We start from the raw sequence: 12,628 nt of genomic DNA on the forward strand, positions 1-12,628 counted from the left end.
GAAAAAAACCAGGTCGCGAAAAGCGACAGAAATTAACCAATTGGCAACCAAGACGGTCAATTTCACTCATATTTTGCGCAAAGCTGGGAGTCAATGTTCCCCTTCACACAAAACCATAGATTGTGCCGCCGCGGCGGCCGGTAACCTTGATGCACGAGCATGGCGCCGGGCGAGCTCGATCGCGCCTTCGCCTTTTCCTGCAGCCACCAAACGAATTCGCCACGATGCCGGCCGGGTCTTTCGACATGATAAAATGAGACAACCCGGCTGTCGTGTTTTTTAATTGTCATGATCAGGATCGCGAGCACGCCTCCGCTGGAGAGTTCGGCGAGAAGCAACGATTTGATCTTCGTTCGCTGATGATGTCGCGCGCTGCGATCGTCTTCGGGCTGGCGCCTGCCGAATAGGCCCGATGCGCGGGCGTCACGATCCACAACCTTGATGCATAACGATTTTGCTTGATCCCGGCCGGTACTTGGACAGACTGGTACCGATCTCATCTCGATCCTGCCGCAGATCACCGCGGCGGGCGCTTCGATCAATCGCGGCAACGTGCAGAGGAGACGGAATTGGGCGCGACTGAGAAATCGGAGCGTTTGGCTCGAGGAGAAGTTTCCAATATCCGTTCACTCCGCGACTTCATGCCGCTGATCGTTCTGCTTGCCGTCACCTTGGCCGGCTGCGGCGACAAGACGCCGCAGCCGGCCGCGGCAGCTCCTGCCCCCGTTACCGTCGCCCAGCCAACCAAACGCACCGTCACCGATTGGGACGAATTCACCGGGCGGTTCGAGGCGGTCGAGGAGGTTCAGGTTCGCGCCCGCGTCGGCGGCTTCGTCACCAGCGTTGAATTTCGCGACGGCGCGTTCGTCAATACCGGCGATCTCCTCTATGTCATCGATTCCCGTCCCTTTGAAGCGGTCGCCGAGCAGGCCAACGGCCAGCTCTCGGATGCGCGCGCCAAGGCCGAACTCGGAAAGCGCGAACTGGACCGCGCCCTGACCTTGAATCAGACCCAGGCGGTCGCCGACTCCATCGTCGATCAGCGCCGCCAGACGCTGCAGGCGGCCCATGCGGCGATATTGCAGGCGGAAGGCGCGCTGAAGGCGGCCCAGCTCAATATCGAATTTTCCCACGTCGTTGCCCCGATCGGCGGCAGGGTCAGCCGCCATCTCGTCAGCGTCGGCAATCTCGTGCAGGGCAGCGACGGCGGCGGGGCCGCGACGCTTCTGACCTCGATCGTCTCGCTCGACCCGATCTACATCTACTTCGACATGGACGAAGCGACCTACCTGAAGAACAACCGGCTCTATTTCGAGGGCAAGCGCCCGAGTTCGCGCGACACCCCAAATCCGGTGCAGGTGGCGTTGACCGGCGAAACCAAGCCGTCGCACGACGGCAAGGTGGATTTCCTCGACAACCGGCTGGATGTCTCGACCGGTACGCTGCGCGGGCGGGCGATCATCCCGAACAAGGACTTTTCCATCCTGCCCGGGCAGTTCGGCCGGGTGCGGTTGATCGGCAGTTTGCCTTACGAAGCGTTGCTGTTGCCGGATACGGCCATCGCCACCGACCAATCGCGCAAGATCGTTTTCGTGGTCAAGGACGACGATACTGTGGAGGCAAGGCCGGTCGTGCTCGGTCCGCTCGACGAAGGGTTGCGCGTGATCCGCGAGGGCCTGAAGCCGGAAGACCGCGTGATTGTCGATGGCCTGCAGCGCGCCCGCGTCGGGGCCAAGGTCAGTCCGCATGCCGCCGCAGCCGCTCCCGCCGGTAGCAAGACATGAATCTCGGCCGGCTTTCCATCAACCAGCCGATTCTAGCGATGGTGCTGTCGATCGTGCTGCTGATCGTCGGCGCGCTCGCCTACACCACGCTGCCGGTCGCGGAATATCCCCAAGTGGTTCCGCCGACTGTCGTGATCACCACGCAATATCCCGGCGCCTCCGCGCAAACCGTTTCCGACACCGTGGCGGCGCCGATCGAGCAGCAGATCAACGGCGTCGACGACATGCTGTATCTTTACAGCCAGGCGACCTCGAACGGCCAGCTCACGATCACCGTCACGTTCAAGCTCGGCACCGATCTCGACAAGGCCCAGGTGCTGGTTCAGAACCGGGTCGCCATCGCGCAGCCGCAGCTGCCGGACGAGGTTCAGCGCAACGGCGTGGTGACGCGCAAGAACAGCCCGGACATATTGATGGTCGTGTTCATGCTGTCTCCCGACGACAGCTTCGACCAGCTCTACATCAGCAATTATGCATTGCTGCAGGTCCGCGACCAGTTGCTCCGGCTCGACGGGATCGGCGACATCCAGATTTTCGGCGCGCGCGACTATTCGATGCGGCTGTGGCTCGATCCGGACAAGATCACGACGCTCGGCATGACCGCCGGCGACGTGCTGGCGGCGATCCGTGCCCAGAATTTGCAGATCACCGGAGGTCAGCTCGCTGCCCCCCCGATCGCCGACCGGGCATTCCAGCCAAACCTCACCTTTACCGGCCGCCTGAAGGATCCGCAGCAGTTCGAAGACATCCTCGTCAAGGCCGGCGCAGACGGCCGCACCGTACGGCTGCGCGATGTCGCCCGGATCGAACTGGGCGCGCTGGACTATACCACCAACAGCTTCCTGCTGCGAAAGACCGCGGTGGCGATGCTGGTGACCCAGCGCCCCGGCTCGAACGCGCTGGCCACCGCGAAAAATATTTCCGATGCCATGGTCAGGCTCAAGGCCAGCTTTCCCAAAGGGCTCGACTACAACATCGGCTACAATCCGACCGAGTTCATCGCGCAGTCCGTCAGCGAGCTGATCAAGACGATCTACGAGGCGATGGTTCTCGTCGTCATTGTCGTGCTGGTGTTCCTGCAGGGCTGGCGTCCTGCGATCATCCCGATCGTGGCGATCCCGGTGTCGCTGATCGGTACTTTCGCAGCGATGGCCGCGCTCGGTTTTGCCATCAACAATCTGACCCTGTTCGGCCTCGTGCTCGCGGTCGGCATCGTAGTTGACGACGCGATCGTGGTGGTCGAAAACGTCGAGCGGCATCTTCGCGATGGCATGAGCCGGCGCGATGCGGCGCTCAAGACCATGGAGGAGGTCGGCGGTGCGCTGGTCTCGATCGCGCTGGTGCTATGCGCGGTGTTCGTTCCGACCGCTTTCCTCGGTGGCATCTCCGGACAGTTTTTTCAGCAGTTCGCGATCACGATAGCGGTGGCGACCGCGATCTCGTGCTTCTGCTCGCTGACGCTTTCGCCCGCGCTGGCGTCGCAAATCCTGCAGCCGCATGCGGAAAAGCGTCCGCCGGCGAGCTGGAATTTCATCGGGCGCGGATGGGAGAAATTCACCGGAGTCTTCAACCGCAGCTTCGACCGGCTGTCCCACGGCTATGGCAACGCCGCCGATTTCGTGATCCGGCATTCGGCGGTGATGCTCCTGATCTACGTGGCATTGATCGGCAGCGCCGGATGGCTGCTGGTGACGACGTCGCAGGGATTCATTCCAGCCCAGGATCGCGGCTACATCATCGTGTCCGTGCAATTGCCCGGCGCGGCCTCGCTGGCGCGAACCACCGAGATCGTCCGCCAGATCGAAAAGATCGCGCTCGACACGCCCGGCATCATTCGCGTGGCGGCGTTCGCCGGGCTGTCCGGCGCGACCCGCACCCAGGCCAGCAATTCCGCGGCTCTGTTCCCGGTCTTCGAAGAACCGGAAACGCGCTTGAAAAAGGGCTTGTCGGCGGCGAAGATCACGGGTGAGCTCCGCAAGCGGCTTGCGGCCCTTGAAGGCGCCTTCATCATCGTCATTCCGCCGCCCTCGATTCCCGGCATCGGCACCGGCGGCGGCTTCACCATGCGCATCGAGGACCGGCAGGGCCGCGGTCCCGAATTTCTGGCGGAGGCGACCGATGAACTTGTCGCCGCGGCCCGCAAGGCGCCGGGGCTGACCTCGGTGTTTTCTCCGTTTTCCGCGAATACGCCGCAGGTGTTCGTCGACGTCGATCGGATCAAGGCGCAGAAGCTGGGTGTGCCGATCGCCAACGTGACCGAAGCGATCGAGACCTATTTCGGCTCGGCCTATGTCAACGATTTCAACATTCTCGGCCGCACCTATCACGTCACCGCGCAGGCCGACCTGCGGTTCCGCAAGGAGACCGCCGACCTGGCCCGGCTGCGCACCCGCAACGCCGCCGGCGACATGGTGCCGCTCGGCAGCGTAGTGGATTTCCGCGATATAGCGGGTCCGGATCGCGTGGCGCGCTACAACCTTTATCCGTCGTCCGAACTCCAGGGCGACACGCTTCCGGGAACGAGTTCGTCCACCGCGATCGACACTATGAAGCGACTGGCGGATCAGGTATTGCCGAGCGGCTTCACCTATGAGTGGACCGACCTGTCTTACCAGCAGGTCACCGGCGCCAATGCGGGTCTCTACGTATTTCCGATTTGCGTCCTGTTCGTGTTCCTGGTGCTGGCGGCGCAATATGGCAGCTGGACCCTGCCGTTCGCCGTCATCCTGATCGTGCCGATGTGCCTGCTCGCCGCCACTGTCGGCGTGCGGATCATGGGACAGGACGTCAACATCCTGACCCAGATCGGTTTCGTGGTGCTGGTGGGATTGGCCGCCAAGAATGCAATTTTGATCGTCGAGTTTGCCCGCGACATCGAAGCCGAGGGCCGCGACCGGTTGGAGGCGGTGATCGAGGCCTGCCGCCTGCGGCTGCGCCCGATCCTGATGACGTCATTCGCCTTCATTCTCGGCGTGCTGCCGCTGGTGGTTTCCACCGGCTCGGGATCGGAAATGCGTCAGGCGGTCGGCGTCGCCGTGTTCTTCGGCATGCTCGGCGTGACGCTGTTCGGGCTGGTCTTCACACCGATCTTCTACGTGATCGTGCGCAATCTGGCCGACCGGCCACCGTGGCGCCGTAAAAAGCCGGTTTCCGCCTGACACCGGGCAAGCGGTAAGAGCGCCCGCCGCGCTTGCGATACTATTGGCGTAGTACCCGAAATAGATGGGCAGCCGCAGGGTTATAAAATATCATGCAGGGAACAGCGGAAACCTGGGGGAGAAAAATATGAAATCCGGATGGTTGTCGGCTGCCGTTGCGGCATGCGGAATGTTGCTGGCTCCGCCGGCGTTGGCACAGGGCGTCAAGATCGGTATTTTGAATGACCAATCGGGCGTCTACGCGGATTACGGCGGCAAATATTCCGTCGAGGCGGCCGGGATGGCGATCGAGGATTTCGGCGGCAGCGTGCTCGGCCAAAAAATCGAGATGGTCTCCGCCGACCATCAGAACAAGCCCGATCTCGGCGTCAGCATCGCGCGACGCTGGTACGACGTCGAAGGCGTCGACATGATCACCGAACTGACGACGTCGTCGGTCGCGCTGGCGGTGCAGGAGCTGGCGAAGGAAAAAAAGAAAATCGACATCGTGGTCGGCGCTGCGACCTCGCGCATTACCGGCGATGCCTGCACGCCCTATGGCTTCCACTGGGCCTACGATACCCACGCGCTCGCGGTCGGTACCGGCGGCGCGCTGGTGGAGGCGGGCGGAAATACCTGGTTCTTCCTCACCGCCGATTACGCGTTCGGATATGCGCTTGAAAAAGATACCGGCGATCTGGTCAAGGCCAAGGGCGGCAAGGTGCTGGGCTCGGTCCGCGTTCCCCTGAACTCGTCGGATTTCTCGTCGTTCCTGCTGCAGGCGCAAAGCTCGAAGGCAAAGATCATCGGGCTGGCCAATGCCGGGCTCGACACCACCAACTCGATCAAGCAGGCGGCGGAATTCGGCATCGTCGCCGGCGGTCAGAAGCTCGCCGGTCTGCTGCTGACGCTGGCTGAAGTGCACGGCCTCGGGCTGCAGGCGGCGCAAGGTCTCGTGCTGACGGAAGGTTTCTATTGGGACCACGACGACAAGACCCGCGAGTTCTCGGAACGCTTCCTGAAGCGAACCGGCCGGATGCCCAACATGATTCAGGCCGGCACTTATTCGGCGACGCTGCAATATCTGAAGGCGGTCAAGGCGGCCGGGACCAAGGATTCCGACGCGGTGGCGAAAAAGCTGAAGGAACTGCCGGTCGACGACATGTTCGCCCAGGGCGGCAAGGTGCTGCAAAACGGCCGCATGGTGCACGACCTCTATTTGTTCGAGGTCAAGAAGCCGTCGGAATCCAAGAAACCCTGGGACTACTACAAGCAACTCGCGGTGGTGCCGGGCGACAAGGCATTCCCGACCGCCCAGGACAGCGGCTGTCCGCTGACGAAATAGCGGCGGCGTCGTTCAAGAAGATGCGTGTCGTTCCGGCGAAAGCCGGGACCATACTCCGTCCTGTCTCGTTAGGCCGCTGTGCCAGTGGCCTTTAGCAATCTGCATCTGTGGCTGTGGGTCCCGGCTCGCGCGTCGCTTGGCCGGGACGACGCCGTGAAGGGGGCTATCCCCGTCTCACGCTCGAGCCGCCATCGACCGGCAACGTCACGCCGGTGATGAAGTTGGCCTCATCGGAAGCCAGGAACAGCGCGGCGTTGGCGACATCCCAGGCGGTGCCCATCTTCTTGCGCAGCGGCACCTTGGCGTCGCGCTCGGCCTCGACCTCGGCGCGGCTCTTCCCGAATTCGCGGGCGCGGGTGTCGACCGCCATCGGCGTGTTCATCAGGCCGGGCAGGATGACGTTGGCGCGGATACCGTAGGGGGCGTTCTGGTAGGCGAGTTGTTCGGTGAAAGCGACCATCGCTGCCTTGGTAGCCTTGTAGGCGACATAGGGATAGGTGGTGATGGCGGCCATCGAGGAGATATTGATGATGGCGCCGCTGTTCTGTTGGCGCATGATCGGGATCACGTACTTGGCTGCGAAAATGCAGCTCTTGAGGTTGATCGCGATACAGCGATCGAGCGCCTCCTCGGCGATGTCGAGCAGTTCGGCGTCGCCGCCGGAGAGGCTGACGCCGACATTGTTGTGCAGGATGTCGATGCGGCCCCAGCGGGTATGCGCGTCTGATACCATGGCCTTGAGCTCGGCCTCTTTGGTGACGTCGGCCCTGAAAGCCACCGCCGTGCCACCCTTGGCGCCGATCATGTCGACCGTCATGTCGACAGTCTCTTGCGCCGATTCGAAGTTGTGATCCACGCACAGCACCTTGGCGCCTTCGCGCGCGAAGGTCAGCGCCGTGGCGCGGCCGTTGCCCATGCCTTCGCCGGGGCTCTGGCCGGCGCCGACGACGATGGCGATGCGATCTTTCAGGCGCATGTCAGTTCACTCCCGGTATCGGGTACTGCTGCAGTACCTCTTTGTAAGTGGGCTCGTTGTCGATCTTCATGGTGGCGAGCACGCGGACCACGGCGCAATAGAAGGCGATGGTGAGCACCAGATCGGTCATGTGTTCGTCGCTGAGTTCCCGCTTGATCGCGGCGAAGGTTGAATCGGACATCGCAAGCTCGCGCACCATCTCGCGCGCGCCCTTCAGGATCGCGCTCGCCAGCGGCTCGAGCGCGGACGGCTTGCCCTCGGTCTCGGCCATCATGCCGGCGATATCCTGGTCGGTGACGCCGAACTCCTGGCCGATCCTTACATGATGGGTGAATTCGTATTCCGATTTCTCCATCCAGCCCACCTGCAGAATCGCGAGTTCGCGCAGCCGCGGGTCCAGCTTGCTCCTGAAACGGATATAGCCGCCGATGCCGCTGAACGCCCGCGCCATGTCGGGCGAATTGACCAGCAGCTTGTGCAGGTTGGTATTGCGCTTGAGCATGTCGCGATATTCGGGCGCGACCTGATCGGCCTCTAGATAGGGCAGCCGGGCCATCCTGTTCGTTCTCCCCTGACGTATTCAACGAGCTTGTAATCCCCGCGTCGGCCTTGCGGCGCTGTTATGACGACATGCCGCAGCCTTCACGCATGAATCAGCCGCCAGACGATCGCGCTCAGCGCCCCGGCCCAAAGAATGATCGCGGCGCTGGCCTGAATGCCGAAGCCGGTGCCGCGTTTGTTGGCGGCCTGCGAATAACCGGTCAGGTACAGGATGCGACCGGCAATCCAGACCAGGCCAAGCACCGCCGCGATGGGATCGCTGATGTAAATGGCAAACAGCCAGAGCGAGGGCAGGAAGATCGGCATCCATTCCAGCGTGTTCATCTGCACGCGAAACACCCGCTCAAAATCGGCATTGCCTGAGATCGCCGGCGCCTTGACGCCGAATGCGACGCGCGCCCGCGCCACCTGAACGCCGGTGAAGAAGTAAAACAGGATGGCCAGGCAGGCGACGAGTGCCGTGAAGTGATACATCGAAAGAATCTCCTTTTTAGAAGCAATTTTGTCATTCCGGGGCGCGAGTGAAACGAGCGAACCCGGAATCTCGAGATTCCGGACCTGGTCCTTCGGACCATCCCGGAATGACTCACGTTTGGCCTCAATAGCCGGTCATTTCCAGATATCCTACCCCGTGATGGCTGCCCGCAAAACTGATCGGCCCTTCCCAATAGGGAAAGCTCGTTCCCATCCAGCTCCTGGCATTCAGCGGGACACAGTCGATCGTCAGCCCCAAGCGTGGGATCGCGATGCGCCATGTGGTCGGGAGTTTGCGTCCTTCGATCCCGGTCAAGCTCCCCGGCGTCATGCTGATCTCGGCGGAGGCGATCTGCTCGGTCTTGCCGTCCGACAAGATCCAGTTGCCGGAACAGTAATCGTTGCCGTCGCTCTGGCGCAGCCGAAACAGCATGAGCTTTTCGCCCGCGTTCAGATGCAGCGAGAACCAGTCCCATCCGCTTTGGTCCGACGCCAGCGGCTGGCTGCTCCATTCGCGGTCCATCCAGGCCTGGCCGGTGACCTCGACAGGCTTGTCATCGATGGTGAGGCTGCCCGTCACCTTGAAATAAGGCTGGCTATAATAATACGAGGCCTGGCCGCGTTCCGATTTCCGGCTGTAGCCGGCGTCGCCCTGCAGGACGAGCGGACGACCGGCGTCGAGCCGCAGCGCGTAGGCGAAGTCGGCTCCCGATGCGTTAAGTTCGAGCGGCGCGATGGTGTCGTCGCGCGTGGTGTCGAGCCCGCGCATCTGCCATGAATCGATCCAGGCTCGAAACGGTTTTGCCTCGACGCCGGCCTGGCCGACCCCGCCCCGGGCGAAGGTTTCGCTGAATCTGTGGGTGTCCGCGCGGGTCACGGCGGCATGGCCCATCCATATCTGCTGGTTGGCCCAGCCCTCCTGTTGCGCGCCGGGCCGCATGGCCTGGCGAAACAGGGTCCATTGCGCGCCCAGGGCGCCGCCCGTAGAATCCACGAGGTTCGCGGTTACGTACCACCACTCGATCCGATAGTCCGGGTGCGGACCGTGATCGGCGGGAAAAGTAAAAATCTTGCCGGGAAGGACGGCCGCGAACCCGTCGGCGGTTTTACCAAGCCCGGCAAAACCCTGCGCCAAAGCGCCCTTGCAGCCGAGGCCGAGAGCTACTGCACCGCTGGTGAAGCCGCGACGCGATATCAGAAATTTACCGCTCATTGGCGAAGATCTTGATCAGGGTTGACGGCTGCATCCGCGCCAGCCTGAGGACGGGAAGCAGCGCGGCCAGGAGTGCGGCCGCCATCGCCACGCCCAGCAGTTCAAGCAATTGCAGCGGAAAGACATGAAACGGCAGCCGCCAGCCGAACGCTTTCACATTCACCACCGCGATCAGGCACCACGCCACCAGCAGACCTAGCGGCAGCGCGAGCAGGGCGGTGATCAGCGCCACCGACATGGTTTTCAATAGCTCGATCGTCGCAAGCTTGCGCCGCGTGATTCCGATCGCCCATAGCGGCGCCAGTTGCGGCAGGCGGGAATTGCTCAGCGTCAACAGGCTGGTCAGCAACGCGACGCCCGCAACCCCAAGCGTGAAAGCGTTCAGCGCGGCCGTCACCGCGAAAGTCCGGTTGAAGATCCGCGTCGATTCGGCCTTCAGCGTCGCCTGATCCAGCAGGCTGCGGCTGTCGAGTCCGAATTTGTTCTGCAGCGACGATATCAGGGCCGGCACCGCCGCAGGCGCAACGCGCAAGCCAAGCCGTGTTTGCGGAACGCCCGGAAAATGCCGGATCAGCGCGGCGATATTGACGGCAATCTGTCCCTCCGGGTTGCCGTAATCGGCATAGATGCCGACCACCTCCAGCGTCCAGTTTCCCCCGGGCGCGGGGACCTCGATGGAATCGCCGATCGCGAGATTCAAACGCCGGGCCAGTTGTTCGCTGATCAGGCCGGCATCGCCGGGACGAAGCCGAGTCCAGACGTTTCCGGTCGATGCGAGCAGCGGCCAGTGATCCCTATAAGTGGCGTGATCGGTAAGGCCGAGAATTTCGATCGGCGCGCCGCCCATCTGCGTCTCGGCCCGGCCGCCGGGCAGGATCGCCTCGACTTCGGGACGCTCACGGAGCCACGCCTTGATCGCCGCGGCCTGCGCATCGTCGGATGCATTGATGTAAACGTCGGCCGCCAACCTTCCGTCGAGCCATGTGACAAACGTCCGGCTGAAGGTTTCCACCATGGTGCCGACGCCGACATTGACCGCGAGCGCGAGCAACAGCGCCATCAGCGCCAGCGACAATCCAGAAAGCTGCTGACGGCTGTCGGCCCAGAACCATACCGCGAGCGCACGATGGGCGCCTCGCTGGCCGACCGACAACACCATTTCGAGCACGGCGGGCAGGCCCAGAGCCGCGCCAAGCAGCAAGCCTGCGAGCACCGCAAATCCCGAAACCAGCGAATCGCCGTACCATACCAGCCATCCCGCGGCGGCGAACGCGGCGAGCGCCAGCGCGCCCTGCAGCATCAGCCATCGATGCTGGGCCTGTCGCCAGGCATAGGGCTGGGCTGCAGCCAGCACCGGAAGGCGAATCGCTTTCGTTAGGCTCGCGGTCGCCGCCGCCAGCGCGCCGACGACGCTGATGGTGAGGCCGGCAAACCACCATTCGCGCCTGAGCGTCAACTGACCGGGAATTTGCGCGCCGTAGAGTCCGCGCAAGGAAGCCGCGACATCGGGCAATAGCGACGCTGCGATCAGGTAACCACAGACCAGCCCGACTGCACCTGCGACAAGCGCCAGCGATATCAGCTCCGTCAGCAATACCGTATTCAGCAGGCGTGCGGACACCCCGCAGGCGCGCAGCGTCCGCAGCATCGGCAGGCGCTGCTCGAACGCAAGTCCGATCGCCGAATTGACAATGAACAGCCCGACCACGAATGACAGCAGGCCGAATGCCGTCAGATTGAGATGGAAACTATCGGTGAGCCGTTCGAGATCGCTCTCCGCATCCGGTTCGACCAGACGGAGTTGGTCGCCGGTGACGGTCTCGAGCGGTGCGCGGCCGGCTTTGGCCTTGCCGACCAACAGCCGCGAGACCTGATCCGGCGTTTTGAGCAGCCGCTGGGCGATGCCGATATCGACCACCAGCACGCCGGGCACCAGTTGCGGCTGCACGCGGAGCGGCGGCAGCAAGCTGCCGTCGCTCGAAAGCGGCGAGGCGCCTTCCGGCAGGTTGAGGTCGGCAAGCGTTTCCGGCGCCACCAGCGTTTCTCCGGGCGGCGTCAGGAACGATTGCAGTTCTTTTTTTCCGATCGTCGGCGCATTGCCGACTTCCACAGGCAGCGTGAGTGGCTCGATGCCCAACAGCCGCAGCGATCGTCCGCCGATCTGAAGGCGGCCCTCGAGCACCGGAGACACCGGCCAGCCGGCGCGGCGCAGGTCGACAAACAGCTTTTGCGGGAAGGTCGCGCCGTTACGGCTGACCAACATCGCCGTTCTCGCACCACCGAACGTCGCGGCGGCGCGGTCGTAACTGGCGCGCGCCTGCGCGTTCAGCGCCTGCACGCCGCTCCACAGCGCGGTCGCGGAAATCAATCCGATCAGCAGGGTCGCAAGCTGCATCGGATGCCGCCGCCAATGGCTCAAGAGAACCGCGAGGATCCAGAGGATGCGGGTCATGCGATCAGCCCCGCGCTGAGAGTGACCCGGCGATCGAGTGTGGCGGCCAGCCGCGTGGAGTGCGTCACCATCAGGAAGCCGCAGCCGGTTCGCGTCACCAGATCCCGCGTCAGCGCAAGCACCTCATCCGCCGTCGCTTCGTCGAGATTGCCGGTGGGCTCGTCGGCGAGCAGCAGCAGCGGCTTTACCGCCAGCGCGCGGCCGATTGCCACCCGCTGCTGCTGGCCGCCGGATAGTTGCTCGGGATAGCGATTCAACAGGCCGCCGAGCCCGAGCCGTTCGGCCAGTTCGGCATGCCACTTGACGTCGTGGCGCCCGGCAATGCGAGACTGGAATGCGAGGTTGTCTTCAACGCTGAGGCTGGGGATCAGGTTGAATTGCTGAAATACCAGCCCCAGCCGGTCGCGCCGCAACGCCGCCCGGCCGGCATCGGTGAGACCGGAAACGGAGGCGTCGGCAAGCCTGATCTCGCCGCCGTCGGCGGTATCCAGCCCGGCGATCAGATGCAACAGCGTGCTCTTGCCGCTGCCGGATTCGCCCGTCAGCGCGACGCGCTCGCCTGCCGCGACAGTCAGGTTGACGCCTCGTAGCACCACGACCTCCTCGCCGGCCGAGCGATAGGTCTTGGTCAGACAGCGAACGCTCAGCACGGTCGGTTTGCCGGTGGCCATGGCAAGCGTGCGCCA

General features: G+C 63.4%; 10 protein-coding genes. 3 read left to right on the forward strand and 7 right to left on the reverse strand.

From position 1 onward, the window contains the following. Positions 1-62: 62 nt before the first annotated feature. Entirely contained in the window at positions 63-542 is a 480-nt protein-coding gene (locus B5527_RS00685) for a hypothetical protein (protein ID WP_154071916.1), read from the reverse strand. Positions 543-641: 99 nt separating this feature from the next. On the opposite strand from B5527_RS00685, the gene B5527_RS00690 reads away from it, so the two are divergent. The 3 genes from B5527_RS00690 to B5527_RS00700 all read left to right on the forward strand — a co-directional run bounded on the left by B5527_RS00690 (position 642) and on the right by B5527_RS00700 (position 6,266). Then, a complete protein-coding gene (locus tag B5527_RS00690) occupies positions 642-1,784 on the forward strand; it encodes an efflux RND transporter periplasmic adaptor subunit (RefSeq protein WP_079599584.1) in 1,143 nt (380 codons plus the stop codon). Beyond that, entirely contained in the window at positions 1,781-4,942 is a 3,162-nt protein-coding gene (locus tag B5527_RS00695; protein WP_079599585.1) for an efflux RND transporter permease subunit, read from the forward strand. Before B5527_RS00690 ends, B5527_RS00695 begins: the two co-directional genes overlap by 4 nt. A gap of 127 nt (positions 4,943-5,069) precedes the next feature. After that, positions 5,070-6,266 (forward strand): ABC transporter substrate-binding protein, encoded by a 1,197-nt coding sequence (locus B5527_RS00700; RefSeq protein WP_079599586.1) that lies wholly within the window; start codon positions 5,070-5,072, stop codon positions 6,264-6,266. 163 nt (positions 6,267-6,429) lie between these two features. Here B5527_RS00700 and B5527_RS00705 read toward each other — a convergent pair whose 3' ends face one another. The 6 genes from B5527_RS00705 to B5527_RS00730 all read right to left on the reverse strand — a co-directional run bounded on the left by B5527_RS00705 (position 6,430) and on the right by B5527_RS00730 (position 12,592). Further along, the gene (locus B5527_RS00705; protein ID WP_079599587.1) at positions 6,430-7,242 is read right to left on the reverse strand and encodes an SDR family NAD(P)-dependent oxidoreductase; all 813 of its coding nucleotides are present in this window, start codon (positions 7,240-7,242) and stop codon (positions 6,430-6,432) included. A 1-nt stretch (position 7,243) separates the two neighbouring features. After that, entirely contained in the window at positions 7,244-7,798 is a 555-nt protein-coding gene (locus B5527_RS00710; RefSeq protein WP_079599588.1) for a carboxymuconolactone decarboxylase family protein, read from the reverse strand. An 86-nt stretch (positions 7,799-7,884) separates the two neighbouring features. Continuing rightward, positions 7,885-8,277 carry an MAPEG family protein gene (locus B5527_RS00715; protein ID WP_079599589.1) on the reverse strand — a complete coding sequence of 131 codons (393 nt, stop codon included), beginning with the start codon at positions 8,275-8,277 and terminating at the stop codon, positions 7,885-7,887. A gap of 124 nt (positions 8,278-8,401) precedes the next feature. Then, positions 8,402-9,490: a lipocalin-like domain-containing protein gene (locus B5527_RS00720; protein WP_079599590.1), complete on the reverse strand. Its 1,089-nt coding sequence runs from the start codon at positions 9,488-9,490 to the stop codon at positions 8,402-8,404. Beyond that, entirely contained in the window at positions 9,480-11,942 is a 2,463-nt protein-coding gene (locus B5527_RS00725; protein WP_079599591.1) for an ABC transporter permease, read from the reverse strand. Before B5527_RS00725 ends, B5527_RS00720 begins: the two co-directional genes overlap by 11 nt. Further along, positions 11,939-12,592: an ABC transporter ATP-binding protein gene (locus B5527_RS00730; RefSeq protein ID WP_079606955.1), complete on the reverse strand. Its 654-nt coding sequence runs from the start codon at positions 12,590-12,592 to the stop codon at positions 11,939-11,941. The genes B5527_RS00725 and B5527_RS00730 overlap by 4 nt, the downstream gene beginning before the upstream one ends. Positions 12,593-12,628: the final 36 nt, after the last annotated feature.

The organism is Bradyrhizobium erythrophlei, assembly GCF_900129425.1.
In the GTDB taxonomy this organism is placed as follows: domain Bacteria; phylum Pseudomonadota; class Alphaproteobacteria; order Rhizobiales; family Xanthobacteraceae; genus Bradyrhizobium; species Bradyrhizobium erythrophlei_C.

Excerpts from the sequence above, each read along its gene's own strand:
- B5527_RS00700 (WP_079599586.1), top strand. The coding sequence starts at position 5,070 with ATGAAATCCGGATGGTTGTCGGCTGCCGTTGCGGCATGCGGAATGTTG.
- B5527_RS00710 (WP_079599588.1), bottom strand. The coding sequence starts at position 7,798 with ATGGCCCGGCTGCCCTATCTAGAGGCCGATCAGGTCGCGCCCGAATAT.
- B5527_RS00695 (WP_079599585.1), top strand. The coding sequence starts at position 1,781 with ATGAATCTCGGCCGGCTTTCCATCAACCAGCCGATTCTAGCGATGGTG.
- B5527_RS00725 (WP_079599591.1), bottom strand. The coding sequence starts at position 11,942 with ATGACCCGCATCCTCTGGATCCTCGCGGTTCTCTTGAGCCATTGGCGG.
- B5527_RS00690 (WP_079599584.1), top strand. The coding sequence starts at position 642 with ATGCCGCTGATCGTTCTGCTTGCCGTCACCTTGGCCGGCTGCGGCGAC.
- B5527_RS00715 (WP_079599589.1), bottom strand. The coding sequence starts at position 8,277 with ATGTATCACTTCACGGCACTCGTCGCCTGCCTGGCCATCCTGTTTTAC.
- B5527_RS00720 (WP_079599590.1), bottom strand. The coding sequence starts at position 9,490 with ATGAGCGGTAAATTTCTGATATCGCGTCGCGGCTTCACCAGCGGTGCA.
- B5527_RS00705 (WP_079599587.1), bottom strand. The coding sequence starts at position 7,242 with ATGCGCCTGAAAGATCGCATCGCCATCGTCGTCGGCGCCGGCCAGAGC.